The 25,993-nt window shown below is 55.1% G+C and carries 27 protein-coding genes; 20 read left to right on the top strand and 7 right to left on the bottom strand.

Going from position 1 to position 25,993, the window contains the following annotated elements:
* Nucleotides 1-419 precede the first annotated feature (419 nt).
* The 4 genes from rnhA to H6F46_RS05180 all read left to right on the top strand — a co-directional run bounded on the left by rnhA (nucleotide 420) and on the right by H6F46_RS05180 (nucleotide 4,191).
* Nucleotides 420-1,331 carry a ribonuclease HI gene (rnhA, locus tag H6F46_RS05195; protein ID WP_234407032.1) on the top strand — a complete coding sequence of 304 codons (912 nt, stop codon included), beginning with the start codon at nucleotides 420-422 and terminating at the stop codon, nucleotides 1,329-1,331.
* A gap of 193 nt (nucleotides 1,332-1,524) precedes the next feature.
* Nucleotides 1,525-2,760, top strand: coding sequence for a tRNA epoxyqueuosine(34) reductase QueG (queG, locus tag H6F46_RS05190; protein ID WP_190353832.1), 1,236 nt, complete (start codon nucleotides 1,525-1,527; stop codon nucleotides 2,758-2,760).
* An 11-nt stretch (nucleotides 2,761-2,771) separates the two neighbouring features.
* A complete protein-coding gene (locus H6F46_RS05185; RefSeq protein ID WP_190526133.1) occupies nucleotides 2,772-3,509 on the top strand; it encodes an HAD-IA family hydrolase in 738 nt (245 codons plus the stop codon).
* A gap of 262 nt (nucleotides 3,510-3,771) precedes the next feature.
* Nucleotides 3,772-4,191 (top strand): peptidylprolyl isomerase, encoded by a 420-nt coding sequence (locus H6F46_RS05180; protein WP_099534504.1) that lies wholly within the window; start codon nucleotides 3,772-3,774, stop codon nucleotides 4,189-4,191.
* A 394-nt stretch (nucleotides 4,192-4,585) separates the two neighbouring features.
* Here H6F46_RS05180 and nblR read toward each other — a convergent pair whose 3' ends face one another.
* On the bottom strand, nucleotides 4,586-5,305 hold the full coding sequence (gene nblR / locus H6F46_RS05175) for a response regulator transcription factor NblR (protein ID WP_099534505.1): 720 nt from the start codon (nucleotides 5,303-5,305) through the stop codon (nucleotides 4,586-4,588).
* A gap of 407 nt (nucleotides 5,306-5,712) precedes the next feature.
* On the opposite strand from nblR, the gene H6F46_RS05170 reads away from it, so the two are divergent.
* The 7 genes from H6F46_RS05170 (at nucleotide 5,713) to H6F46_RS05140 (ending at nucleotide 10,960) form a co-directional block, all read left to right on the top strand.
* Complete coding sequence (locus tag H6F46_RS05170; protein WP_190353830.1) at nucleotides 5,713-6,573, top strand: thiazole synthase; 861 nt, start codon at nucleotides 5,713-5,715, stop codon at nucleotides 6,571-6,573.
* Between the two features lie 86 nt (nucleotides 6,574-6,659).
* Nucleotides 6,660-6,830 carry a photosystem II assembly protein Psb34 gene (gene psb34 / locus H6F46_RS05165; protein WP_143473129.1) on the top strand — a complete coding sequence of 57 codons (171 nt, stop codon included), beginning with the start codon at nucleotides 6,660-6,662 and terminating at the stop codon, nucleotides 6,828-6,830.
* A 91-nt stretch (nucleotides 6,831-6,921) separates the two neighbouring features.
* Entirely contained in the window at nucleotides 6,922-7,761 is an 840-nt protein-coding gene (locus H6F46_RS05160) for a prephenate/arogenate dehydrogenase (protein WP_190353829.1), read from the top strand.
* Nucleotides 7,762-7,958: 197 nt separating this feature from the next.
* Nucleotides 7,959-9,011, top strand: coding sequence for a DNA cytosine methyltransferase (locus H6F46_RS05155; protein WP_190353828.1), 1,053 nt, complete (start codon nucleotides 7,959-7,961; stop codon nucleotides 9,009-9,011).
* Nucleotides 9,008-9,553 (top strand): hypothetical protein, encoded by a 546-nt coding sequence (locus H6F46_RS05150; RefSeq protein WP_190353827.1) that lies wholly within the window; start codon nucleotides 9,008-9,010, stop codon nucleotides 9,551-9,553. The genes H6F46_RS05155 and H6F46_RS05150 overlap by 4 nt, the downstream gene beginning before the upstream one ends.
* A gap of 141 nt (nucleotides 9,554-9,694) precedes the next feature.
* Nucleotides 9,695-10,396 (top strand): bifunctional demethylmenaquinone methyltransferase/2-methoxy-6-polyprenyl-1,4-benzoquinol methylase UbiE, encoded by a 702-nt coding sequence (gene ubiE, locus H6F46_RS05145; protein WP_190353826.1) that lies wholly within the window; start codon nucleotides 9,695-9,697, stop codon nucleotides 10,394-10,396.
* A 168-nt stretch (nucleotides 10,397-10,564) separates the two neighbouring features.
* Nucleotides 10,565-10,960: a heme-binding protein gene (locus tag H6F46_RS05140; protein WP_190353825.1), complete on the top strand. Its 396-nt coding sequence runs from the start codon at nucleotides 10,565-10,567 to the stop codon at nucleotides 10,958-10,960.
* A gap of 121 nt (nucleotides 10,961-11,081) precedes the next feature.
* Here the strand turns inward: H6F46_RS05140 and H6F46_RS05135 are convergent, their stop codons facing one another.
* A complete protein-coding gene (locus tag H6F46_RS05135; protein ID WP_190353824.1) occupies nucleotides 11,082-11,399 on the bottom strand; it encodes a DUF3067 family protein in 318 nt (105 codons plus the stop codon).
* Nucleotides 11,400-11,859: 460 nt separating this feature from the next.
* Here H6F46_RS05135 and petC point away from each other — a divergent pair, with 460 nt between their 5' ends.
* Together petC and petA are read left to right on the top strand one after the other, a co-directional pair.
* Nucleotides 11,860-12,399 carry a cytochrome b6-f complex iron-sulfur subunit gene (gene petC / locus H6F46_RS05130; RefSeq protein WP_190353823.1) on the top strand — a complete coding sequence of 180 codons (540 nt, stop codon included), beginning with the start codon at nucleotides 11,860-11,862 and terminating at the stop codon, nucleotides 12,397-12,399.
* Nucleotides 12,400-12,451: 52 nt separating this feature from the next.
* Nucleotides 12,452-13,414, top strand: a complete 963-nt coding sequence (gene petA, locus H6F46_RS05125) for a cytochrome f (protein ID WP_190353822.1) — start codon at nucleotides 12,452-12,454, stop codon at nucleotides 13,412-13,414.
* Between the two features lie 126 nt (nucleotides 13,415-13,540).
* On the opposite strand, the gene H6F46_RS05120 is transcribed toward petA, so the two are convergent.
* Together H6F46_RS05120 and H6F46_RS05115 are read right to left on the bottom strand one after the other, a co-directional pair.
* Nucleotides 13,541-14,320: a Tic22 family protein gene (locus tag H6F46_RS05120; RefSeq protein WP_190353821.1), complete on the bottom strand. Its 780-nt coding sequence runs from the start codon at nucleotides 14,318-14,320 to the stop codon at nucleotides 13,541-13,543.
* 145 nt (nucleotides 14,321-14,465) lie between these two features.
* Nucleotides 14,466-15,353, bottom strand: coding sequence for a Tic22 family protein (locus H6F46_RS05115; protein ID WP_158234332.1), 888 nt, complete (start codon nucleotides 15,351-15,353; stop codon nucleotides 14,466-14,468).
* Between the two features lie 583 nt (nucleotides 15,354-15,936).
* Here H6F46_RS05115 and H6F46_RS05110 point away from each other — a divergent pair.
* Nucleotides 15,937-16,161: a hypothetical protein gene (locus H6F46_RS05110; RefSeq protein ID WP_190353820.1), complete on the top strand. Its 225-nt coding sequence runs from the start codon at nucleotides 15,937-15,939 to the stop codon at nucleotides 16,159-16,161.
* A gap of 980 nt (nucleotides 16,162-17,141) precedes the next feature.
* Complete coding sequence (locus H6F46_RS05105) at nucleotides 17,142-17,873, top strand: hypothetical protein (RefSeq protein WP_190353819.1); 732 nt, start codon at nucleotides 17,142-17,144, stop codon at nucleotides 17,871-17,873.
* 633 nt (nucleotides 17,874-18,506) lie between these two features.
* Here H6F46_RS05105 and H6F46_RS05100 read toward each other — a convergent pair.
* Nucleotides 18,507-18,794 (bottom strand): hypothetical protein, encoded by a 288-nt coding sequence (locus H6F46_RS05100; RefSeq protein WP_190353818.1) that lies wholly within the window; start codon nucleotides 18,792-18,794, stop codon nucleotides 18,507-18,509.
* 55 nt (nucleotides 18,795-18,849) lie between these two features.
* Here H6F46_RS05100 and H6F46_RS05095 point away from each other — a divergent pair, with 55 nt between their 5' ends.
* Both H6F46_RS05095 and H6F46_RS05090 read left to right on the top strand, forming a co-directional pair.
* Entirely contained in the window at nucleotides 18,850-20,172 is a 1,323-nt protein-coding gene (locus H6F46_RS05095; RefSeq protein ID WP_190353817.1) for a DICT sensory domain-containing protein, read from the top strand.
* 46 nt (nucleotides 20,173-20,218) lie between these two features.
* A complete protein-coding gene (locus H6F46_RS05090) occupies nucleotides 20,219-20,893 on the top strand; it encodes a pentapeptide repeat-containing protein (RefSeq protein ID WP_190353816.1) in 675 nt (224 codons plus the stop codon).
* 42 nt (nucleotides 20,894-20,935) lie between these two features.
* On the opposite strand, the gene murF is transcribed toward H6F46_RS05090, so the two are convergent.
* On the bottom strand, nucleotides 20,936-22,303 hold the full coding sequence (gene murF / locus H6F46_RS05085; RefSeq protein WP_190353815.1) for a UDP-N-acetylmuramoyl-tripeptide--D-alanyl-D-alanine ligase: 1,368 nt from the start codon (nucleotides 22,301-22,303) through the stop codon (nucleotides 20,936-20,938).
* Between the two features lie 198 nt (nucleotides 22,304-22,501).
* Between murF and H6F46_RS05080 the strand changes: the two genes are divergently transcribed.
* Nucleotides 22,502-22,984: a DUF2752 domain-containing protein gene (locus H6F46_RS05080; RefSeq protein WP_190353814.1), complete on the top strand. Its 483-nt coding sequence runs from the start codon at nucleotides 22,502-22,504 to the stop codon at nucleotides 22,982-22,984.
* Nucleotides 22,985-23,169: 185 nt separating this feature from the next.
* Nucleotides 23,170-23,349 (top strand): 30S ribosomal protein S21, encoded by a 180-nt coding sequence (gene rpsU, locus H6F46_RS05075; protein ID WP_099532024.1) that lies wholly within the window; start codon nucleotides 23,170-23,172, stop codon nucleotides 23,347-23,349.
* Nucleotides 23,350-23,428: 79 nt separating this feature from the next.
* Here the strand turns inward: rpsU and H6F46_RS05070 are convergent, their stop codons facing one another.
* Nucleotides 23,429-24,373, bottom strand: a complete 945-nt coding sequence (locus H6F46_RS05070) for a DMT family transporter (RefSeq protein ID WP_190353813.1) — start codon at nucleotides 24,371-24,373, stop codon at nucleotides 23,429-23,431.
* On the opposite strand from H6F46_RS05070, the gene H6F46_RS05065 reads away from it, so the two are divergent.
* Nucleotides 24,372-25,769, top strand: a complete 1,398-nt coding sequence (locus H6F46_RS05065) for a hypothetical protein (RefSeq protein ID WP_190353812.1) — start codon at nucleotides 24,372-24,374, stop codon at nucleotides 25,767-25,769. The genes H6F46_RS05070 and H6F46_RS05065 overlap by 2 nt on opposite strands.
* Nucleotides 25,770-25,993: the final 224 nt, after the last annotated feature.

The following is a 25,993-nucleotide window of genomic DNA, read 5'->3' as shown; positions in this document are numbered from 1 at the left end:
AACAACCAAGAATGAACGGCAACAGAGTAAAAGACCAAGCGGTCTGCTGATGCTGAATGTTGCGGTTGCCGGGCTGGGCATGAGCGGTTGTTTCCCACTTGCCTCTAAATCTTGAACAGGTTGAGAGCCAAAGGCCGATCGGGTGATCAAAAGGCTTTTGGCAAAATGTGCATGGCAAAATGTTCACCTTGAAAACATGCACTTTGAAAACGTGCATTCTAGAGTCCCCCTGCTGCTGCTCGATCGACCGGGATCCATCAACACCCACTCAAGAACGCGACCAGATTGAGTGCTTTAGACTCAGCAAGGTTGAGCAAGGCTTAGTAGGGATATTGAGAAAAACCCAGAGCCATTAGGGTTTCCAGCCAGCAAAGTCATAAAAATATAACAATTGATTGCCAACGGCCCCACCACTAACAATGACACCCTCTCCCATCGCCTCCATGCCCCCACGGTCGATCGACTCACACCAGATTTCGCGTATCTACACTGATGGGGCTTGCTCTGGTAATCCAGGGCCCGGCGGCTGGGGTGTTTTAGTGCGATTTTCAAATAGCTCTTGTCATGAATTGGGTGGAGGTACTTCCAACACAACTAATAATCGGATGGAAATGCAAGCCGCCATTGAAGCGCTGCAATTCTGGCATCAATACGGCCAAGGCGAGTCAATCACTTTACTAACGGACAGTCAGTACGTTATTAAAGGGATTACAGAGTGGGTGCGAAACTGGCGACGAAAGGGCTGGAAAACTGCCAGCGGGCAACCGGTGCTCAACCGAGATCTTTGGGAGCGTCTGGATGCTTTGAACAACCCCGCTGTGCGCTGGGAATACGTGCGCGGCCACTCGGGCGAGGCGGGAAATGAACGATGTGATGAAATTGCCCGCGTTTTTGCGGCCGGCCGATCGCCTAAATTAGATCAATTGAAGCTAGAGATTTTCGATCGCTCGGAGTTTCCGGAATCGGAGCCTGCGAGTAAATCCCATCTTGACGCTTCAGACACAACTACAGTCTCGATAGCAGCTATACCTGAAACCATGTCTGAACCTGTTTTGGATCAACTGGCGATCGCGCCAACGGATGCCGATCTGCGCGACGTGCGTGTGGGTCAATTGCGCAACTTGATCGAAACCCTGCGCATTGCGGATGAGGTCGCCGATCGAGGATATCTGATTGCCAGCTCGGAATTGGCTGATCTGATGGACGTTAACGCCAGTGCCGTGACCAGTCGGGGTGAAAACTGGGTCTGGCGGAACTGGATTGTGACTCGCGTGCGACGTGAGGGCAACCAAATTCTGTGGCAATTGGAACGGATCCTCGAAGATGACTAAACGAGGTGCTTGGCTAGTTCAAGTCTAAGGACGCTGAGGCGCTGATCCGCTTTAGCATCCTCAACCCGAGTAACCAAACACATCTCGTTTGCAGTAACCGCACCGCCCTCCATGACGATCCCTCGCAGTCTTTTGCACCAATCGTTCATGACCGGCTCTCAACTACTCTGCCGTGTCTTGTGAGCCAATCGCGATGGACACAACCGCATTGGAGTATGACCCTGCTGTGGGCGGGTCTTCCCCAGTGGCGATCGCTCGCCGAAACACATACCAAGTGAAAACGAAAGCTCTCGCCCTGGGGTTTCATCAGGTGGGAATAGCAGCTATAAGCTCAGAGTACCCACCCTTACCATCGGCCGTATCAGCCCTCCAACGCTGGCTCGATCGCGGGTTTGCCGCCGAAATGAAATGGATGGCGGCTCCCAAGCGATTTGATGCGCGAGAATTTATGCCCGAGGCGCGATCGGTCATTTGCGTTGCCCTGAATTACTACAGCCCTGAGCAGCGGCCCCTTGAACAGCGGCCCCTCGAACAGCGGCCCTTAAACCCATCTTTTTCCCAAGCTGAGTCAGCGATCGAGCCTGCCCCAGCTCAGCCCGAACTTAACCAGCCCGAACTTAACCAGCCCCAATTTGACCAGCCCCAATTTGGCAAAATTGCCCGCTATGCCTGGGGACGGGATTACCACCGAGTTTTGGAAACCCGCCTGAAGGCCCTGGCTCAGTGGTTAGTGACGTTGGATCCCCGCGCACAGAGCCGCTGGGCTGTGGACAGCAGCCCGGTGCAGGACAAGGCCTGGGCCCAGGAGGCGGGTTTGGGGTGGATTGGCAAAAATGGCAATTTAATTACGCGCCAGTATGGCTCCTGGGTGTTTTTGGGGGAGCTGTTCACCACGCTGGAATTATTGCCCGATCGCCCACATACCAGCCATTGCGGCACTTGTACCCGTTGTCTGGAGGCTTGCCCCACGGGGGCGATTCCCGAGCCGTTTGTGGTGGATGCTAACCGCTGCATTGCCTACCACACGATCGAGAACCGTGCGGAGACCCTGCCTTCGGAAATTGCCGAGAACCTTCAGGGTTGGGTTGCGGGCTGCGACATTTGCCAAGATGTTTGCCCCTGGAATCAACGATTTGCCCAGCCGACGGATATTGAAGACTTTCGACCGCGATCGGGGGTGGTGGCTCCGCGCTTGGATCAGCTTGCTCAGCTCAGCGATGAGGCTTGGGATCAAGCCTTCCGGGGATCCGCTTTACGACGCATTAAGCCTGCGATGTGGCGACGAAACGCCCGTGCTAGTCTGAAATTAGACCCGAATGTTTCGTTTCAAGCTTCGTCGCAGTCCCTGCCCCGATCGGCTGATCTCCCTCCCGATCGCCCCGTCGATCCCTCCATTGATCCCCAACTGGATTCTGAGTCTCATCCTTGAACGCCCATCACGTGCTTGCGTCTACGGCGGCGGCCGGCGGGCCGCAGTCCTTGCCCACCAGTGCTGCATCGGTTGATCCTCAGCACTTGCGGTTAATTTTGTTCGATTTTGATGGCACGTTGGCAGACTCCTTTCAGGCGGTGGTTGAAATTCTTGATCGCCTCTCGGGACGCTTTGGCTATCCCCGTTTGACCCCGGAACGAATTGCCCGACTGCGGGATTGCGATTCCCGCATGGTGCTGCAAAACAGCAATGTGCCCCCTTGGCAGCGCCCTTGGCTGATCTATTGCCTGAAACGGGAACTCCAGGCTGATTTGCATCGCCTCCAGCCCATTCAGGGCATTGAGGACGTGTTGCGGGAACTGCGATCGGCGGGCTACCGGCTGGGGATTGTGACTTCCAACCAGCGATCAACCGTCGATCGATTCCTAACCCTGATGGGCTGGCGGCACTATTTCACCTGGATTGATGCCAGTTTGCGTCTGTTCAGCAAGGATCGCGCCATCTCGCGGGTGCGGCGGCAGGCCGGCCTTCAGCGCGAAGCCGTTGCCTACGTGGGCGACGAAACAAGGGATGTGGAAGCGGCCCGCCGATCGGGCGTGGTCAGCCTTTCCGTGGCTTGGGGGTTTAATTCTGAACGAGCGTTGCGCAACAGCCAGCCGGATATGCTGTTTCAGCATCCTCAGGAGCTGTTAACTTGGGTGCGATCGACCGCTGCGGCCTCGGAAAAATCTCAAACTCATGCCTAAACGAGCTGGGCGAATGCAGCGTTAATTCCCGGGGCGATCGGGCATGAATGCATAGGTTTAATCAACGGTCAAATAACGGTGAATTAAGCAGAGATTAATCCTTGTATGGGGATCGAAATTCCCCGGCAGCGGTAAACTCAGACAGCATTCTTTGGCGACAGTGGCGGACTGTGGGCTACCCCGTTGTGATTGCCCATTTCCAGCATCGCGTCACCAGGAATTCAACCTAACAATCTCAACTGACTACACAAGGGGCAACCGCATGACGCGCGCCATTATGGAAACCGCCAAGGGCACGATTCATATCGAGCTGTTCGATAATGATGCTCCCAACACGGTGAAAAACTTCGTGGATCTGTCGGAAAAGGGCTTTTACGATGGTCTGACCTTCCACCGCGTAATCCCCAATTTTGTGATCCAAGGTGGCTGTCCCAATGGTGATGGTCGTGGTGGCCCGGGCTACACGATCAAGTGCGAAATTAATTCGAACAAGCACATGGCGGGGAGCCTGTCGATGGCCCATGCCGGTCGCGACACGGGTGGTAGCCAATTCTTCATTTGCCATTCGCCCCAATCGCACTTGGACGGTGTGCATACGGTGTTTGGTCGCACGGAGGACATGGATGTGGTGAATGCAATCCGTGCCAATGACAAGATTCTGTCTGTAAAAATTGAGCACTAGGCTCTAGCTTCAGAATCAAAAATCAGGATTCAAAATGAGGGTCTTCAACTCTTGATTCTGGTGTTGCAAAATCGCGAGGGCAAGGGGCTTCAGCCCCTTGTCTTTTCTGGGTTTGTGCTGGAATTTGACTGGACTGAAGTTTGATTAAATTTTGGGTGATTCTACTGAGTGGAATTGGTTGGGTTGCTTTTGCTGAATGGTGTTTTCCGGAAATTGTGTTGATAAGTCGGAACCAAGGGGCGATCGCCTAGATCACTGCAAGCCTTGCTGCTGTTGGGTTTCGTACCTCAACCCAACCTACGAAATGATCGTTGATTAGCCCATCTTGATCAGAAGGGGTTAATTCGTGCAAGAGGTCTATTGTTTTGAGGGGCTGAGACCAAGGGGCGATCGCCTAGGTTTCTCGGAGCACATAGCCCACGCCGCGCACGGTTTGGATTAGGCGTTTTTGGCTTTCGTCTTCAAGCTTCAGGCGTAAATAGCGCACATAGACTTCGATGATGTTTGACTCGCCCATAAAGTCGTAGCCCCAAACATTTTCGAGAATTTGCTCGCGGGTGAGCACTTCGCGCGGGTTTTCCATCAGGTAGCGCAATAGCTCAAATTCCTTCATGGTTAGGGCGATCGTGTGGCCGTTGCGGATGGCCGTGCGGCGATCGAGATCTAGGGCCAAATCGGCAAAGTGCAACAGGGGTGTACCCGTTTCCGTGGGGCGTAGATAAAGCCGCACCAATTCCAGTAATTTTTCACTGCGATAGGGCTTGAGCAAATAGTCATCGGCCCCGGCTTCCAGGCAAGCGGCCCGGTCTTCCACTTCATCGCGGGCCATGATCAACAACACGGGGGCCACGTTCCCCAACTCCCGCAGTTGATTGCATAGCCACAACCCCGATTCGCCGGGAACCAACAGCCGATCGACCACAATCAGGGAGACGGGCAAGTCTCGCGCATAGGTCAAACCGGCTTGGGCATCCTTGGCCGTGGCGACGGCATACCCGGCGTTTTTGAGATCCGTCATGGCCCGATCGAGGATCGAATCATCACTTTCCACGAGCAAGATCGGAGCGTTGAGCGTGCTAGTGGGTGGGGCGATCGAGGATTCAGTTCCGGCCATAGGACGCGACAAGAAAACAGCAACAATCAGTCAAAATCCAAGCAGTCAAGCTCAAGGCAAACAAGACCAAAACAAAGATAATTTAAACTCCAAAGATAACCATAGGAAGGGCAATTGAAGGGCAATTTCTGGATTAAGCAGCATCCAAAATCTGCACATCATTGGCCGATGGTTCGCTGAAGTTAAGCATCCAGCAAAACAAATCTGGCTCGATTCGATCGTACTCCGGTTTTCGTTCAACTTCAGCGCCCACAGGACTCAAAGAGATGGCGCAGGGCGATCATTGAGCGATCGTGGCGATGGCGAGGACTGCCCCCAGCCGATCGAAAAATCCCACCCCCTTGAGCGTCCGACTGGTTAGACAATAAGGGTTCGCCCTCTCAGCTTATTTCCAGCCAGGATTTCCCATGACGCAGATTTCCAATGCACCGACGCTTGCGGCCCAAGATTGGATCCCCACTGATTTGGTGTCTGATTTGCCCCTGACGATCGCCGGTCGCACCTTTCGATCGCGCCTGATGACCGGCACGGGTAAATATCGCAGCATCGAGCAAATGCAGGCCTGCATTGCCGCGAGTGACTGCGAAATTGTGACCGTGGCCGTGCGCCGGGTGCAAACCCAAGCCCCGGGCCATGAGGGCTTGGCCGAGGCGATCGACTGGTCAAAAATTTGGATGCTGCCCAACACGGCCGGCTGTCAGACGGCCGATGAGGCGATTCGGGTGGCGCGGCTGGGGCGCGAGATGGCCAAGCTGCTGGGCCAAGAGGACAACAACTTTGTGAAGTTGGAAGTGATCCCCGATTTGAAATACCTGCTGCCCGACCCGATCGAAACCTTGCGGGCCGCCGAACAGTTGGTGAAAGAAGGCTTCGCCGTATTGCCCTACATCAACGCCGATCCGCTCTTGGCCAAGCATTTGGAAGAGGCGGGCTGCGCCACTGTGATGCCCTTGGGTTCCCCGATCGGGTCGGGCCAGGGTCTGAAAAACGCTGCCAATATCCAAATCATTGTGGAAAACGCCAAGGTTCCCGTGGTGGTGGATGCGGGGATCGGCACGCCCAGCGAAGCCACCCAGGCGATGGAACTGGGCGCTTCGGCCGTGTTGATTAACACTGCGATCGCCCAGGCCCAAAACCCCGCCGCCATGGCGCGGGCCATGGCCCTGGGTACGGCGGCCGGTCGGTTGGGCTATTTAGCCGGGCGAATTCCGGTGAAGGGATTGGCTAGCGCTAGCTCACCCCTGACCGGTTTGGTGACCAGCAGCTAGGGACGGCTCTTGACCGGGGCCGGTCGATGTTTGTTACAGTGGCGAATTAATGCTGTGTTGCTAACAATTGCAAAGGACTGTAACAAATGCCTTACACCACGGAAGATGGCGGTCGCCTGAATAATTTCGCCAAAGAACCGAAGATGTATACCGCTGACACGCCCTCTTCAACGGAAAAGCGGAACTATGTGGTTTTGGGCGCTCTGGGTCTGGGATTGGTGCTCGGGGTGATGGCGATCGCCTTCGTGGTGTCCTAGGGGCCAACCACCGGATTATCCGGATCATCAAGACTGCTGTGGGGTTGGGGTGCGGCCGTGCCGTGCCCCATTGTTTTGGGACTGGAGACCTATGAAGGTTGGTGTAGTTGGCTTGGGGTTGATTGGTGGGTCGCTGGGCTTGGCCTTGCGGCCCTTGGGGCACGAAATTCTGGGGGTGGCGCGGCGGCCGGAAACGGCGGCCCGGGCGATCGAGCTGGGCATTGCCGATCGGGCGGGTTGTGAATGGTCGCTGCTGGCTGAGGCCGACTTGGTGGTGTTGTGTACGCCGATCGGGGCGATCGAACCGACGGTGCGCCAACTGATTCCCCACCTCAACCCCCACACAGTGTTGACCGATGTGGGGTCGGTGAAACAGGCGATCGTCCAAGCGATCGAACCCCTGTGGCCCAACTTTGTCGGGGCCCATCCGATGGCGGGCACGGCGGACAGCGGCATCGAAGCGGCTCTACCGGACTTGTTTGTGGGTCGCCCCTTTGCGATTACGCCCACCGATCGCACCCCCACCGAGGCGATCGCCCGGGTCACGGCGATCGCCCAGGATTTGCGATCGACCCTGTACCGCTGCACCCCGGAACAACACGATCGCGCTGTGGCCTGGATTTCCCATTTGCCCGTGGCGATTAGCGCCAGCCTGATTGCGGCCTGCGGAGCGGAGCCAGACCCCGAAACCCTGGCATTGGCCCAATCCTTGGCTAGTTCGGGATTTCGGGACACCAGCCGGGTCGGCGGTGGCAATCCGGAATTGGGGGTGATGATGGCCCAATTCAACCGGCCGGAATTACTGCGATCGCTCCAGCGCTATCGTGATCAACTGGATCAGATCATCGGGGCGATCGATCAACAGGATTGGGCCACGCTCCAGACCTGCTATGAACAAACCCAACAGGCGCGATCGGCCTTTGTCGATTAAGTAACTGCTTAACAGCCCCAAATGATGATTTTGATAGCTCCAATCACTGACAAAGCTGAAGTACTTCAGCTCCTTGCCCCTACGACTATTGCCCCTTGGCTCAGCATCCAAAATACTTATCAAAGAATCTCTTGATTCTTCCTAACTTATGCTAAATTAGAGTTAAAATTACTTATAGTACAAAGACAAACAGCAGCATGGTTTCAAAATCCTTTCAATCTTCGGCACTATCAGTTGAAACATTGCAAAGTCAGCAGCTCGGCTTGTTCACTCAAAATATATTAAACAAACCTGAAAAGAAATTAGCACCCTTCCAAGATGTCAACAAGAAATACCGAGCTGTCTCATTATTTTCTGGGTGTGGCGGTATGGACTTGGGCTTTTTAGGAGGCTTCCACTTTATAGGTAAGTCTTATAAAAGGCTACCAATTGAAATCATTTGGGCAAACGAAATTAATCCACGAGCTTGTGATACCTATCGTCACAACTTGCACCACAACATCATTTGCCAAGATATTTGGCAGGCGATTGAGTCTATTCCCAAATCGGCTGATATTGTTTTCGGGGGATTCCCTTGTCAAGACATTTCAATTAATGGTAAACGACATGGTATTGAGGGAAAAAGAAGCGGGCTATATCGAGCAATGGTTTCAGTAGTAGAAAAGGTCAAGCCTAAAATTTTTATTGCCGAAAATGTTAAAGGACTATTGATGAAACACGCTAGATCTTCTTTGACAAGGATTATAGAGGATTTTAGTAATTTGGGTTATCAAGTTACCTATCAACTCTACAATTCAGCATCTTTTGGCGTGCCTCAAACTCGTGATCGCGTTTTTATTGTCGGTACACAGCCAGGAATTAGCTTTAGCCATCCTCAGCCTATTTTAGATAAAGAAAAGTATATTACAGCATATACAGCCCTGCATGATCTAGAAGACCTACCAGAAAATTCAGCAATCAACCACGTTTGGAGCAAAGCCAATCGCAGCTCTGAGCAGGGCGATCGCCGGCTTCAAATTGATCGTCCGGGATATACTATTCGAGCAGAGTGTCACGGTAATATTCACTTTCACTACAAGCATGCGCGACGAATTTCTATGCGAGAAGCTGCTCGAATTCAGTCTTTTCCAGATAATTTTATTTTTCAGGCAAAGCTGAGAGAAACGGAACGACAAATTGGAAACGCTGTCCCACCGGTTCTGGCTTGGCATCTTGCAAAAGCGGTTATTGCTACTCTTGATCAATCATGAACAGCTCAGAGTTTGAAATCATTTTAAAATCAGTTACTCAAGCATTAAACCAAGAAATCCAAGTGCATGGAAAATTTCAGAAGTCTGAGCAGTTTGAAGAAAAGGTCAGGGATTTATTGGAGCGAGAAGGACTTGATATTGATCGAAATTCCAAGAGTCAAGCTTTTCCAGATATTGCGATTGAACAATTTGGTGTAGAAGTTAAATTTACAGAGAAAGATAATTGGCGTAGTATTGCCAATAGTATTTCTGAAGGGCAGAGAGTCCCAGGAATTGAAAAAATTTATCTGATTTATGGAAAAATGGGTGGCGTTCCCGAAGTCAGGTGGGACAGCTATGGTGACTGTATTATCCATGTAAGAACATCTCATCATCTGCGCTTTGAAGTATCCATGGAAGCAGACAGAAGAAATCTATTTAACGAACTAGGTATTACCTATGAAGTATTTAGAAATTTACCTGATCAAGAAAAAATGGTGTACATGCGACAGTACGCTAAAAAGCGCCAGAAACCTGGTGAATATATCTGGTGGCTAGAGTGATACAGGACAACGAATTGCTCCTTTCCCAATCTTTACCATCAAGAGATTTGTCCTTTTTGAGTGTGTAATACCGAAATCAATTGATGAGTTCACGAATTTCTTTAATGAAAGTTCGAAGACAAAAAATTTTCTCGGGTTCCTATGACTGCTTCCGCCGATCGCGTTCAAGGCATCTTTAACCGGATTGCGCCCGTTTATGACGATCTCAACGATTGGTTGAGTTTGGGGCTGCATCGGGTTTGGAAACAGATGACCGTGAAATGGAGCGGCGCAAAACCCGGCGATCGCGCGTTGGATCTTTGCTGTGGCAGCGGTGACTTGGCCCTGCGGTTGGCGGCGGCGGTGGGCCCCGGCGGTCAGGTGGTGGGGGCGGACTTTTCAGCGCAAATGCTCGATCGCGCTCGGGAGCGGCCCCAGGGATTGCGGCCGTTGGCCCCGATCGCTTGGGTGGAAGCGGACGCGCTGAATTTGCCCTTTGCTGATCGAGAATTTGACTGCGCCACGGTGGGCTATGGCTTGCGGAATGTGACCGACTTTGACCAAGCCCTGCGGGAGCTATATCGCGTTCTGAAACCCGGCGCGACCTTGGCGGCTTTGGATTTCCATCGGCCCGACAGCGCGATCGCCCAGCAATTCCAGCAACTTTATCTCGATCGGCTGGTGGTTCCCGTCGCCCAGCAATTTGGCGCAACGGCTGAATATGAATACATCCTGCCCAGTTTGCAGCGGTTCCCCGTGGGACGCGAGCAGGTACAACGGGCCCAGGCGATCGGCTTTCGATCGGTGCGGCACTATCCCTTGGTGGGCGGCTTGATGGGCGTGTTGGTGGCGACCAAGCCCTAGGGTATATCCAGTAAACCCATGTAGATTATGGAGATCATTAGATATCGTGGGCTAGGACGCAACAGGGCGATCGCGCCGGCCGTTGGGCCAAAGGCGACCGCCCTGTTGAGCGTTGACCGTTTCTAACGTCCCTCGAAACATCTACCCAAAAACAAAGGCTGACCGAATATGGTGACGCTAGCGGATGCGCGGCGAGTAATTGCGGCGGCGGAACAAAAAGCGATCGAACTGGGGCAACCCATGAACATTGCCGTGGCCGATGGCGGTGGCAACCTGGTATCCCACGTGCGGATGGATGGCGCTTGGATTGGCAGTATTGATATTTCGATCAATAAGGCCTACACGTCACGGGCGTTTGACATCGCCACAAAAGATTTGGCAGAGCATTCCCAGTCTGGTGGCCAATTCTTTGGGATTCATGCCTCGAATGGCGGCCGGATCATGATTTTTGCTGGCGGGATTCCGCTCTACCGCGATGGACAAGTGGTGGGGGCGATCGGGGTCAGCGGTGGCTCCGGCGAACAGGATCACGCGGTGGCGGCAGCGGGCGCGGCGGCGTTCTAGGTAGGGTTCTGGAACGTTCCAGCCTCATCAACTCCAGACGATCGCCAAACTCCAAACTGAGGCCAACGAACCCGAACGAAGGTGCAACTTGCGCCCCCGTTCGGGCGTTTCGGGCCTGAGTTTAGGACAAGTCCAGCAGCCACTCGGAGGCCCGATCGCCCAGGTCGATCGGGATGCTCACGGCCTTGCCCTGCCGGGGGCGGTTCTTAGTGGTTTCAATAAACGATCGCACCTGTTCCGCCGCGCCCCAGCCTTGGATGTAGGTGGCCACCGTGGACAGATGCTCAAAATATTCCGCTTCCGTCATCGGAAACGACATCTGTTCCAGGTAGCGCCACATCACCTGCACAAAAATTTTGTCTTTGATTTTGCGGACTTGCACATCGTAGGAAAAGCCCCACTTGTCCACAATCCATTGGTGTAAGTCCTGACCAGTCATGGCGCGATCGAGTGATGGTGATAAAGGGTGTGGCGGGGGTTGGGTCGGTTTGAAACCGGCCCCAGGACAACAAGGGGCTTTAGGGCCTGTCGTCATTTCTCGATGTGAGGCTGAAATGGTTAATTTTCCGTGCCCCAATCGTCGCAACAAGGGGCTTAAGCCCCTTGTCCTCCACGAGATCGTAACGGTGGAATCAGGGTTTTAGACGATTCAATGGCAGGTTCTCAGCCCCTTGTTGAGGGAGATGAATTATTATTTGTAACGCAATATGAAGTTTTATACGGATCTGTTACGACCGCCCGATCGCCCCTCAGCAACGCGATCACCTGGCCCGAGAGATGCAATAATACCCTAGCAATTGCGGTGGCTTTGTTTGACCCGTTCAAACCCCACCCTTGCAGTCATACAATCTTTAAGATTCGTTATAGAACCCCCAAGAGAAGGCACGCGAGTAGGCATTATGGCTCAAGCTTCCAGCCCTGCGGACGTACCCAGCATGGGTCGCCGCCAGTTCATGAATTTTCTGACCTTTGGCTCGGCAACGGGTATTGCCCTGGGCGCGCTTTACCCCGTTGTGCGCTACTTCATTCCTCCTTCGACCGGTGGTACTGGTGGCGGCGTAGCGGCTAAGGATGCTCTGGGCAACAGCGTCAAACTCAGCTCGTTCCTGGCCGAGCACAACGTAGGCGATCGGGTGTTGGTACAAGGCCTCAAGGGCGACCCCACCTATCTGATCGTCAACAGCAAAGAGGCGATCGCCGACTACGGTCTGAACGCCGTTTGCACCCACCTGGGCTGCGTGGTGCCCTGGAACGCCAGCGCCAATAAATTTATTTGCCCTTGCCACGGTTCCCAGTACAACAACGAAGGCAAAGTTGTCCGCGGCCCCGCGCCCCTGTCCCTCGCCTTGGCCCACGTATCGGTTGATGACGACAACGTGAGCCTCAGCCCCTGGCCGGAAACCGACTTCCGCACCGGCGAAGAACCCTGGTGGTCGTAATTTCTACAATTGCTCATCAATATCGCGGCTGACCGTACTTTTTAGACAACTCATGAAGACTGCTTTCAAGGTTTTGACTCGCGGTGCGATCGCCGCGATCGCCGCGATCGCCCTGTTGATCGGTGGCGACTTCGTAGCTCCCCAGGCTGCCATGGCCTATCCGTTCTGGGCCCAACAAGTGGCTCCGGCAACCCCCCGGGAAGCCACGGGCCGGATCGTTTGCGCCAACTGTCACCTGGCCAAGAAAGAAACGATCGTGGAAGTGCCCCAATCGGTACTGCCCGACACCGTGTTTGAAGCCGTGGTGAAGATCCCCTACGACACCAGCGTGCAGCAAGTGACCGGCACGGGTGAACCCGGCCCCCTGAACGTGGGTGCGGTGTTGATGCTGCCCGATGGCTTCAAGATTGCCCCCGAAGACCGGATTCCTGAAGAACTGAAGGAAAAGACCGAAGGCCTGTTCTACCAGTCCTACGCGGATGGTCAAGATAACGTGGTGATCGTGGGGCCGCTGCCCGGCGATCAATACCAAGAAATCGTGTTCCCCGTGCTGTCGCCCAACCCCGCTGAGGACAAGGCGATCAAGTTCGGCAAGTACGCGGTGCATGTGGGTGGCAACCGTGGCCGCGGCCAGGTTTACCCCACGGGTGACAAGAGCAACAACACGGTTTACAACGCTTCGGCGGCTGGCACGATCGGCGCGATCGCCAAGACCGATGACGGTGGCTACCTCGTGACCATCATCAAGGAAGATGGCTCGACGGTGGAAGATGCTATCCCCGCTGGCCCGCAACCGATCGTCAAGGAAGGCGATGTGGTGACGGCTGGTCAAGCAATCACCAACGATCCGAACGTGGGCGGCTTTGGCCAAACCGATACGGAAATCGTGCTGCAAGATCCCAACCGCGTCCTGGGTCTGCTGGCCCTGTTTGTGGCGGTGATGATCACCCAAATTCTGTTGGTGCTGAAGAAGAAACAGGTGGAAAAGGTACAAGCCGCCGAAATGAACTTCTAGGATTTGCTGCCTAGGTTCCTTCGTGCCTTCATTGCCCGATCGCAAAGCCCCTGCTCAGTTCATGAGTGGGGGCTTTGTTTTGGGGTTAATCAACGGTTCAAGCTTGATTGGGATTTCAAAAACAGCCTAGTTGCCCATGGTTTCAAAAAACGCCTGGGCATTTTGGGAAGGGATAATCCGCACCCGCGATAGCCACTCATCTTCCCGCTCCGAAAGAACTGAAAGAAACTCATCAAAGTCCACCACCTGAATTTGAACGGTGGCGGCTAGCTCGGGATTTTGTTCCGCAAAGGTTTTGGCCACCACTTCCGCTTGGGCCCGATCCATATAAAAGCGAATTTCTTCCGTTCCATCCCGATCGACCGTGACATAGGTGGGGGCTGACCCATCGCTTGCGGTGACCAAAAATAGTGGAATTCCCTGCAATTTTTCCGGCGGTTGTTGATTTAATGCCAACAGTTCCCGGGCTAATTTCACCTCTTCCAAATCAGGGATTAGTTGCAATTGATATTCGGTGGATGGTTTTTGCAATAGCTCATAGATTGCCGACAGGGGAATGGCATTGACCCGTAATTCACTGGATGAACTCACGGCTCCCGCTTGCAGTCGCTTCAGCCACTCTTGGGCATCTTGCGGGTTCAAAAACATCCGAGCCACCGTTGTGCGCTGGCCCTCGGCATTTCCCACATCAATTAGGGCGGGCGTACCTTGGGCATCGGTGAGGGCGAAAACCGGCACGGCTTCTAATTTGCGGGCAATTTCCTCCGGGGGCAGCGCTGCCAAGGGGCCGATCGCGGCCAACCAAGCCAGGGAGCCGATCGCCCAGCCTCCAGCCAAGTGCCGCCAGTTCGATCGCACTGACTGCCAACGCTCTCGCAATCCCAAACTCACCATCGTCCATTCCATCCTGTTGATCAAACCGTTCATGCGCCTGGTTCCATGCCCAGGGCGATTCCCAAACCAGTCTAGGAGCTAACCCACTTTCCAAAATCAAAACCGACCAGTGCGCTAATTGCCCCGGTCGGTTTTGCACACCATTTAGCGGGTGTGATTAGCGATTAGCCGGTTGTCCTCCCAACCCAGCCGCCCCGCTCGCGGGAGCCGGAGTGGCAGGGCGAGCACCCGACTGCCCAGCACCCTGACCATTGGGCTGGCCGGGTTGGTTTGATCGCATGGCCCGCATATAAAACGCCGCTGCCGAAGAGGACGGAATCAATCGCACACTGCCCACCAACGAGTTAGGATCCGTGGCCTTTTTCAGCTCCTCAATCAGTCCATCCAGCGTAAAGACCCGCAGTTGGGCCCGGTTGATGATGTCCGGTTGACGCTGTTTGTAATCATCCAGCATCGCTTGCAAGTCTCGCTTGCTGAAGAAAAATGGCACCACTTCGCGATTGTCCGCCCGCAGCGTCAGAGGCGCATCCTCCGCTTGGGGATCTACCGCATAAAACAACGGAATCCCCGCAAATTGCTCAACGGACTGGCCCTGTTGCTTCAAAATCGCGATCGCCGCTTCCACATCTTCCTTGCTGGGGGTGACCACCAAGTCGGGCATTTCTGGCTTATTTTGAGCCTCCGTCCACATCCGATAGAACTGGCCCAGCGTCAACAGAGCCAAGCTAACTTTGCGGGATTCAGGCGGCGCTTCGCTTTGAACGCGATTCGCAAAAGCCCGCACATCCTCCGGATCCACAAAGTGCAAAATTGCGCCATCAGCCGGTTTGGGTTCGGCGGCCGGTTGGTTCTGTTGCTTGGGGAACACCAAAATGGGCTGGCCATTTTCTTGGGTGACGGAAAACAACGGCACCACATCCAAGCGCCGCACAATTTCATCGGTGCTCAGGGCCTGCACGATCGAAGGGAAACAGACCATCGATCCCAGCACCGCGCTCACGGCGGCCAGGGTTGCGGCTGAAGCGCGAGAAAACAACGATTTCACGAAAAGCCTCCTGAGTCTCGGAAAGCGACAGCCCGGGTGAATGCACTGGCTGGCTGTCTAAATGAAGCGAGTTAGATACCCAAACGAGCCGATCCCAAGTCGATTAGTGATTTAACGCTGTCGTTTGCACGCTTTCACCCTCAACAGTGCCAGAGCGTCTGGTGATGAAAAACGTTTACGCGCCAGTGTCAGCCTGTTCGGGGCGATCGGGCTTGGAGTCTCGATGGAATTGCCATCTCATAATACGACCTCTTGTTAAAGCTGAAGATTTTTAAAAATTTCGCGAAGTATTCGTGCCAGTTTCTAAATTGCCCCGCTTAGCACCATCCCTTCTGGAATGGCTGAAACGTTCCAAACCCTTGAGAGCGCAACGTTACTGTGCTCAAGGTCAATTTATGAACTGATCCGGATCAATCAAAGTCTGAAGCTCAGTTGCGAAAGTGAAAATGCCAATCCTCGTGCTGGTTTTGAGACCTTCTATTGTCAGTTTCAGAGCGATCGGTTGCAGTTTTCCCGAAATGCGAAAGGTCAACCGAAAGAAGGACTAGAGACTCTCAATATTGCACGAGGTTGTATGACTCAAATGCACATTTCCCCTACCAAGCCGTCCCTGTTCGCCCGCGTAGGTGCAGCGATCGCCACTGGGGTTGTGACCATCACAGCGGCAGGCGTGATCCAAAATGCTGCCCCGTTGGTCGCTCAGGCAACCTCTGCTCACGATCGAGACTCATCCCAAGCCCTCTTGGTCGTGGCCCGCGCGGTTAGCAATCAAGATCCCCCGCGCCGTGGTGATGAACGTCGTGGCTAAAGGCGTGGCTAAATTCAACAACCTAATTGGCAAAACTGACCAACAATAGACCAACAATATTTGATCAATCCAGAGACAAAGATGATCTCAATCGATCGAATCTTTTCATTACTGGTTCAGCGTTGGTTTAGGGTTGACTGAAGGTTAATTTAGCGCGAGTTTAGTGATTTCTGATCTCTAGTTGTTTGAATTGTGGTGACGAGTTGAGATGACCCGGAGCAACTGCCTCATTGGGATCGATCGAGCTTCATCATGGTAACGCTGTCTCACTCCCCAGTCATGCTCATGGGCGAAATTCAGGTGCATGGTTTGAGGCAACTCGAAAGCCAATGAGTCAGTTGTTGAAGCTGGTTTCTGAGCATCGCGTTTTCCATCATTCGGCTGTTTTGTGACTAAGTATCATGTGACCTCTAAGATTGCATGAATGCTCTAGAACCTGAGCTGACCTGTTATGACAGAATCCTCCGTTGGGGGATTTTTTTATTGCCATTTTCTGAAAACCTGATCAATGAGGAGAACTTCTAGGTTGAAATAGATTGCTTTGAATTTAATCTTAGTTAATTGCCGATTACTTACAGCCTTTACCTAGAATTATTGGCACGCCATATTGCAGATGCTATGAAACAACGGTTTGGTGGGCAGTGCCCACCCTACGGGCTAATTAATCTAAATCATTTCTAATGAACTAGAGAAAACAGCCTGAGATCTAAAAATTATCGATGATTAATCAAAAATCAATAATTGATCATGCAATGACGATCAGTCGCGCTGAAAAGTGGCCGATACTTGAATCATCAGGGTTTCAATGATCGATAGAATTTTGATTGGAAATTTGAACTGGCTTTCTGAACTAGCTGTATGTCTAGTGCTCGATCGGCTGAGTTGGCGGACTGGAGTGAAGGCTAACTTGGCGCTAACGCAATGCCAATTCAATCAACTAATTCTAACTATTGCGCCTATTATCATTGCGCCTGCTGTCTATGAAACTTCGACAAGTCTTTGTCCAAATCTGGCGTGTAAATGCAGTCCTGATCCTGTTGGGTGGTTTGCTCTCTCTGGGTGTGATGGGATTAGCCCTGATCTCAATGCTGCTGCACAACGCGCGATCGCACTCCGCTTCGCAGGTGATGAACATTGACCAAACCCAATCGATTGAAACCCGAACCCGATTGGGAAATTTTGCACGAATCGAGGGAACCAATACCTTACGCGCACCGCTGCACCTAACCCAGGATTATGAACAAAGCCGTGGATTTGCCAACTCTTCCTATTCCAAAGAGGCAGATTCCCTACAGAACTATCTCTTTTTTAACGAGCTGACACGTCAAACCTATTGGCTCAAACCACCCGATCGGGGACTGATTTGGGTGGATGAAAAGCTTTTAGCCGCTCCCGCCAAGCCCACGGATCCTCCGACCACAACGCCAGTTGGGTTCGTTTATCTAGTTATTACAACCGACAGCAACCAAGATCGCCGCCTGACCGAAAAGGATCGCAAAACCCTGGCGATTTCCGATGCCAACGGTGAGCGCTTTGCATTGTTGATTGAGAATGTGGACGAGTTTCACGGCGCATCGGGGGTGAAAGATCAGCGCCTTTCGGTGTTTTACACCCGTGACCAAATGCTGAATGTGGCAGAGTTGGATCTAAAAACTCAAAAAGTCTTGAGAACCACCTCAGTTCCCAGGCCCCAAGGTTCACAGGCTCCCTAAGCTGAATCGCCAACGCCGAACTGAGGAGGTGCCCGAAAAGTATCTTGAGGCACTCGCCAATCATCAACGATTGTGGAGGCAAGTGGCTGGGGGTGTCTCATCACTCCCCCGCGTCATCCCCGATTTGCGTCCAAGGACTTATTTCAATGCTCTGCTCCGGATCACCGAGCCGGATCGCGCTCCCTGGCTGGTTGTTCCAATTTTCAGGTTAGAAAACCCCAATTCCGGTGATTGGGAAGCTTTTCGGCCCGTATCTCACCCAGAATTGGTAAAAATTCTACAAGAAGACTAAACTTTTGCTTCGTGAAATGCTAATATCCAGTTAGAGCGAAAGCCAAAGGGCCACGTTCAAGTAGCCCTCAAGTTTTCCTCCCAAAAGACGTAGACGAATTCGGAGTCGCCTTCCCCCCTCGCGATTCCGATTTTTTTTATCGAAATCTTGCTCAAATCAGGCTTCCGTGGAACCACCGGCTAGTGAGTTACCCCCCGTAACTCATCAAGCGTTGCTTGGCGGCTCCCTGCGTTGACCTGCCCTAACGATTAAGGTTTCAGGTAAAGCTGAGCTAAAACTGCGAATGCACCCTGGGGCTGCTCGCCAGTTATCCAAGACAGAGGTTGAGAGCAAAGACAAACTCAAGAGAGCGTCAGCATCTGTGTTCTCTCGCCTGAGTTGCTGTCCTGATTATTCCCTAGGAGCAGGGGATTCGACAAGTTTTTGGCTACCGTCTTCATCAAATCTTTAAAAAAGTTGCGAAAGTCCGGCAGGCGATCGAACGCGGAGATCGCTGCTATTGGGCGGAAATTCTGATGATGATGAGGCCAAGATGGCAATGGGGTGATGGTGGTTCTTTGCGGTTGGCCGCAAGCCGGGGCCTGGAAATAGGCGAGAATGAAGGACTGTTGGGCTGGTAATGCCGCCATTGCACGATCGCCCCAATTTTGATCGCCCTCATCCCTCGCTTGTAGTTAATCGCTTGTGTTACCTGAATCGATTCTGAAGCAATTAACGGATTTGGCCCGGGTGGACGGGGCAACGCTCCACTTGGGGGTCTATTACAAAAATACGCTTGTGGCCCTGTGCCATGCCTTGGAAGATGCGATCGCCCAGTCCCAGGGCCGGCCGGTGGTGCTGGCGGCATTTCAACTGGGTAAGTGGTATTTGCAAGAGGCCGATCGCTATGGGCAGTTGGCGGATCGATCGCGCCAGATTGTGATTCTAGCTGCGCCGGATGCGGGGTTTGCGGAACATCCCACCAGCCAGCGATCGAACGTGGCGATCGTGCCCCTCAGTCCCACGGATCCGGTCGCCCAAGAATGGCACTTAACCATCGTGTCGCCGTCCTACTGTGCCATGGTGCTTTGCCAGGAATTGACGGCGGCGGACTATGGCCCCGAAGGGCCGCCCCAGTCGGACTTAGAGCGTAAGTTCTATGGCTTGTGGACTTTTGTGCCCCAGTGGGTCGATCGCGGTGCGGCCTTGCTGGTGGAACGGGTGGCTCGCTATCAACCAGCCCTGGCAGAACAGCTCCAACGGCAATTGGCAGCGGTGGCCCAAGAGCAGGCCACGGCCCCAGGAGAAGACTGGTTAACCATTACCCAGCAGGTGGTGAACTACTTGCAAGCCACCCATCAACATCGCCACCCGGAATTGCAACCGGGGCAATTGGGGTTTGAAGTGGGGGCCCCTCTGGATCAAAACCTGGTTTCCAACGAATTACAGGCGTTTTTGCGATTAGCGGAACTGCTGGAACTGTCCGATGGGCAAAATTCTGGATCGGCGGCGGAAGTGGCGGCGCTGACGGAGGCGATCGGGCAATTGCTGGATTTGCCAGCGGCCCAGCTCAAACGAATGCGATTGGCCGCCGCGCTCCATCGCCTGGGCCGTTGGCCCGCCGTTTGGCGTGAAGGGCTGGCTGACCCATCTGCCGATTGCTGCGATCTCAGTGCGGTGCAGGTGTTGCGAGTGATGCCGCGCTTGCGCCCGATCGCCCACATCTTGAACCATTTAACGGAGCATTGGGACGGCTCCGGGCAGCCTTCGGGGTTGGCGGGGGATGCTATTCCGCTGGAGTCGCGATTGGTGGCCCTTTGTGCCGACTTCCAGCACCGTCGATCGGGCGGTGAGCAACCGAACGAAATTTTGCAGCACTACCGCGATCAGTCAGGACGCTGGGATCCAAAGCTTTTGGAGGCTTTGACCCTGTTGGCCCAGGGATTGCAACAGGGCTGGGAATTGCCACAGATGTCGCTGCGAGCTTCCTCGGGGTTGTGGCTGTTGGATGAGGGGGCGATCTCCTAGGCAATTCCCCCTGCTCAACTCCATCACTTTCAGTTTGACCGGTGTTATGACTAGTCTTTCTCCGCTTGATTTGGATGCCATTCGCGATGGTCAGCTTTTGCAGCTAGCCGATCGGGATCTGACGGGTGTGGACTTGGAAGAGGCCCAGCTATCCAGGGCGGATCTGAGTCAGAGTCGGTTGGTGGGAGCTATTTTGACCGGGGCAGACCTGCGCCACGCTTGCTTAAACCGGGCGGTGCTTTCGGGTGTGAATGGGGTGGGACTGCAAGCAACTGGGGCGATCGCTCGGGGAATTTGGGTTGGGGCCAATTTAACCCAGGCGGATTTTGCGGAAGCGGATCTGCGGGGGGCTAATTTTCGGGGAGCAATCCTGATGGGGGCGAACCTGACTCGGGCCATGGCGATCGGGGCGGTTCTGAGCGGGGCCAACCTCGCCGGAGCCAATCTGCGGGGAGCCGACTTGCGAGGAGCCGACTTGCGGGGAGCCAACCTCAGCCAAGCCCAATTGCAGGGGGCGGACTTAAGCCAGGCCGATTTGGCCGGAGCCAGCTTAACCGGAGCCAATTTGGAAGAGGTGAACGGCCAGGGGGCTAATTTAGCGGGGGCTGATTTCACCAATGCCTACGGCCTTTGTGCCAACTGGTTGGAAGCGCGTGTGACGGGGGTAAACCAGCGAGGGGCGATCGCCCTGGATTTGCCGCCGGAACCCCCGCAGCCCTGAACCTGGGCATTTAGTCCTTGGCCCAGTTGGCTTCAAGTGGGTTTAGCGATCCGGAGCCAACAGGGCCCGCACCACCCGATCGAGGCCAACCGATCGGGAAGCCTTCAGGAGCCAAACATCTCCCGATCGCAACTCCCCTTGCAGGCGATCGATCAGTGCTTCATGGGTGGTGAAGGTTTCGCAGGGAATGCCCTCAGCCCCCGCTGCGAGATGCAAGGCCGTGGGGTCATCGGCCAAAATTAACAGGCCCTCTAGGCGTAAATCTCGCGCCAACTCACCCACCTGTTGATGGAACTCGGGCGCGCGATCGCCCAATTCCTTCATGGTTCCCAAAACCGCCAAGCGCCGCTGCCCCGGTGTTTCCGCCAACAGGTACAGAGCCGCCGTCATCGACTCCAAACCAGCATTGTAGGTTTCATCCAACAGGGTCACCCCATTGGGCAAGTCGTGGCGACGGGCCCGCCCGTCGGGTAATTCCACCGCCAAGCCCGCCGCGATCGGCTCCCAATCTACCCCCAACACCTTGGCCACGGCCAAAGCGCCCAGAAAATTGAGGGCATTGTGACGACCGGGCAACGGAAGGGGAAAGGTTTTGCCTTCCACGCTCAGGGTTTGGGCATCTAGCAAGTGACCGCGAAAGGTTCCGTTGGCAAAACCGTAGTCAATCACTTCCCCCGGCCAAAGGCGGCTGGCCGTCTCCATCAGCCGGGCACAGTCGGCATTCAACACCGCCACACTATCGATCAGCATTTCCGTCAGCAGTTCGCACTTGGCCTCCGCGATCGCCTGTTCCGATCCCAGCAATCCAATATGGGCCGTGCCCACGTTGGTGATCAGCCCCACATTTGGGCGAGTAATTTGGGTTAGCTCGGCAATTTGTCCCCGACCGCGCATGGCCAACTCCACCACAGCGAAATCATGTGCTCCGGTGATTTGCAAGAGGGTTTTGGGTACGCCAATTTCGTTGTTGAAGTTGGCGTGGGTTTTGTGAACTTGGCCCGCTGTGCCCAGGACGGCGGCGATCAGCTCCTTGGTGGTGGTTTTGCCCGCCGAACCGGTCACGCCCACGACAGGGATGTTTGCCCGATCGCGCCAGGCTCGTCCCAAGGCCTGATAGGCCGTCAGGGCATTGGGGACGATCAGTTGCGGACAGGGCTGGTCGATCGGCTCCTCAACGATCGCCGCCACGGCCCCCGCCGCGATCGCCCCCGGCACAAAGGCCCGACCGTCAAAATTTTCGCCACGCAGGGCCACAAACAGCTCCCCTGAGCCGATCGCGCGGCTATCGGTGCTGATTTGGGCGATCGGCTGGGCCAAGGCGCGATCGGGTAAGTGCTGGATCGTTGCTCCCGTGATGTGGGCCACTTCCTGCAAAGAAAATGGCGCGATCGTTCCTAAGCCGTTGCCCATGACCCTACCCTTATGCTCAAGATCTCTGAAAGATATTGCCTAATATCGTCGCACCGGATCAGCCGTTGCTAAACCTTGGGCTGATTGGTTGGGATGCTGCTGGCCATGGACTCTTTCCGGCGGCCGCTCCCACGGGCGATCGCGATCGACCCAATTCCTGAAAACCCGATTCCTGAAAACCCATAACCTCGTTTCGTGATGCAACGACCGCTGTTGGTTCACCGTCCCCTCGCCCCCGCCGATCGCCAGCATCGGTTGATCGGCCTGTCGCTGGTGGCCTCCCCGATCGTTGCGGCCCACTGGCTGGCCCACAGTCACCAAACTTCACCGCTGATCTGTCCCTTTCACTGGTTGACGGGGTTACCCTGTCCCGGCTGTGGCTTAACCCGATCGTTTGTGGCGATCGCCCGGGGAGACTGGCCGGGGGCGATCGGCTACCATCCCTTCGGCCCCCTGTTGTTTGGGGTCTTGCTGGGTTTGGGATTGCAATGGGCTGTGGAACTACGGGTGCGACGGCGATTGGTCTGGCCGATCGGGCGATCGCTTCGGCGGGCGATCGGGCGCGGGCTGCTGATTCTCGGGCTGGTTTGGTACAGCGCCCGGCTTTACGGCCTGTGGAGCAGCGGCGCGGCAGCCCTGGCCTGGAGCCGATCGCCCCTGGGTCAGTGGCTTGGTGGTTAGCACCCGGCCACAACTCCCGCAAACGATTCCGCCCAAAGTGGTTCCATTTGGTACGATAGATATTTGGCGATTTTCTTAGCGATCGCCCTCTTTTGCCAGCGCCCAATTTGCCTCAAAAGAGTCAGCGTCATGCCTTTGGGCCTGTGCGCCATATTTTGTCCACCTATCGCAAGGAGTGAAACCGCATGACCCAAGTGGTTTTGGGTGAAAACGAAGGAATCGAATCCGCGCTACGCCGTTTCAAGCGCCAAGTCTCGAAAGCCGGTATCTTGGCGGACGTGAAATATCGCCGGTACTATGAAACCCCGATCGAAAAGCGCAAGCGTAAGGCCGCTGCTGCCCGCCGGAAGCGCCGTTATCGGTAAAGTTTTTTGAGCAATTGCACCGTATTGAGCGGGGACAAGGGAGGTGAGCCTATGTCCCCGCTCTGTTTTTTGCCGGTTTCTAAGGTCGATGCCAAACTGAGGCGATCGCCCGGCCCAGTTGCCGCCCCAGTGATCGCACCGGGAGCTGGCACAACAAACAGGCCCCCAGCACCAAAGCCGCTCCCACCCGGCCCCGATCGCCCAACTGTTCCCCCAACCAAGCCGCCGCCATCAGGGCCGCCCAAACTGGCTCCAAGGTATACAAAATCCCCGCCACCGGAGCCGCCACCGATCGCTGGCCGATCGCCTGCAACCAGGCCGTGCCCGCCGTGGCAAAGGTTCCCAAATAGACCAAATCTAGCCAAGGAATGGTTTGGGGGTTCCAAATTGCAGACGAAATCGCCCATGAAGACCCCCACACCCACAGGGCCGCCGCCAGAGTCGTGATCCCCAACTGAATCAACGACAGCCACAGCACTTGGGCCCGAGCCGCGTAGGCCTCCATCCGCCAAATATAAAAAGACCAAGTGATGGCCGTGCCCACGCTCCACAAATCCCCAATATTGGGCGGTGCGCCATCGTAGGACAGCAACGCCACCCCCAACGCCGCGATCGCCGCCGCCCACCAAACCTTAGGGAACAGCCGCTGGCCCGCAACGCCCGTCAGCAATGGAACCAAGACTACATAGAGGGCGGTGATAAACGCGCTACGCCCCGCCGTGGTGTATTGCAGCGCGATCGTGTGAGCCACATAGCCCAAGGCCATCCAGGAGCCTAATTCCAAGCCTCCGCGCCCCGTGACCGCCCAAGCGGCTGAATTTTTCGGCAAACCGCTCCAGAGGGTGATCGGCAGCAGAGCAATGGTGGCAATGCCAAACCGCACCAACATCAAAACGCTCGGGGAAACGGCCTCTAAACTAGACTTGACAACAACATAGGTACTTCCCCAAAGTACGCCCGCAACTAACAGCGCGATCGGGTTCAACCATTGCTCGCGATCGGCCCTTTCTACCCCGTGGATCATGTCTCGCCTCAATGATCGTGCTTACCAACTCCTGAAGGGAGCCATCCGCGCTCGCTATCAACAACAACCCGCCGCCCGGATTCCCAAGGAAGTGCTGTGGCAGCGGTTAGAAAAGTTGCGGTTGCAGTCTGGCGAGCCGGCCGGCTTTGAAGATCTGCGGGCGATCGTGAGTGATGCTTTCCCGGATTTTGATCTGGGCTTGCTCAAGTCCGCCGCTCGCCTTAACCAGCCTAAGACGGGCTGGGGATTTTGGGCTTGGGGATCTTGGGGCTGTGGTTTGGCGGGCGTGGTGGTGGCGACGGGGGGAATTGCCCTGGCCAACCTGCCATTGCCGCCGATTCGGAATGTGGTGGCAGACAACGCGCCATTGCTGTTGCTGCCCAGCTTTTGGATGATGGATCAAGATTATCGAGCCGCCACCGCCGCCACGGCCCAGGCCAAGCAATTGCTCGACAATGCCACCAGTGCGGCCGATATTGAACTGGGAGCCACCAAAACCCAAGCGGCCCAAGCAGCGCTCGATCGCCTGCCCGTTTGGTTCTTGGGGTCTCGGCCGAAGACTTATTGCACTCTGTTTTCATGCCGGTGGCGATTCACGTTGGATGAATTTGCCGCCGCCCGCCAAACCGTGGCCCGTTTGGAAGCGCAAGTGTTTCAGGAGCGCAACGCCCAAGCTTTGTTGAATCAGGCTTTGGCAACCGTGGAAACGGCCCGCCAACAGCACCAAAGCGCCAAGGACAGCAGCGCCCAAAACGCGGCTCTCGGTGATTGGCAGTCGGGAATCGATCGCCTGCGGGAAGTGCCCCAGGAAACCCTGGCCGGGCGGCAAGCACGGGCCAAATTAGCTGGGATCGATCGAGACTTTCAGTCGGTCACCGGCCGGGCGGTGGGGCGGCAGCAAGTGGGCAGCCTGATCACGGGGGCCAAGGAATATGGGTTTCGGGCGGCTTTGGCGGCTCAAAAACCTCCTCACCCGGTGGAACAGTGGCGGGTGGTGCAAAACCTGTGGCAAGAGGCCTTGGCCCTGTTGACCCAAATTAAGGATGACGATCCGCAATTTGCGGCCGCCCAGCGACTCCGGGCGGAATATGCGCAAAATCTGGCAATTGCCAAGCAGCGGGAGGCTTTGGAGCGCCAGTCGATCGAGTCTTTGGAACAAGCGGATCGGCAAATCGCCCAATGGCGCACCCTGGCCGCTGCTGACCCCAGCAATCCCCGACTGTTGGGAACGCTCCAGGAGATCGAAAACAACTTGGAGCGGGTTCACCCGGCCAGCACTGCCTACGCCAAGGCTGAACAGTTGCGCCAGTTTGCGAACCAAGCGCTCCAGCGCTACCAACCCATGACTCCGCAGCCCAATGTTGCCCCGGATGCTCCTGCCATCCAAGCTCGCTAGGGCAAGAACGACCCAGCCTTTCCCGGGCGATCGCCGATCGTCACAAAAGGGTTGATTGGTTCTCCCCTGCACCGAGGATTGTGGCCACCCAATCGATCGGGGATTGTTGTTTTTGCGCGATCGGTTGCGGTGCATGGGAGGGATGGGGAAAGGGTCGTTCATGGCCAAGCAACCGTCCCGCCATTCTCGATCGGTTGTGCGATCGCGTAGGGTGCATGGGAGCG

The sequence above is a fragment of the Limnothrix sp. FACHB-1083 genome (assembly GCF_014696485.1).
GTDB lineage: Bacteria > Cyanobacteriota > Cyanobacteriia > CACIAM-69d > CACIAM-69d > CACIAM-69d.
The sequence above is the reverse complement of the archived record's forward strand: the minus strand, read 5'-3'. Positions and strand labels throughout refer to the sequence as shown.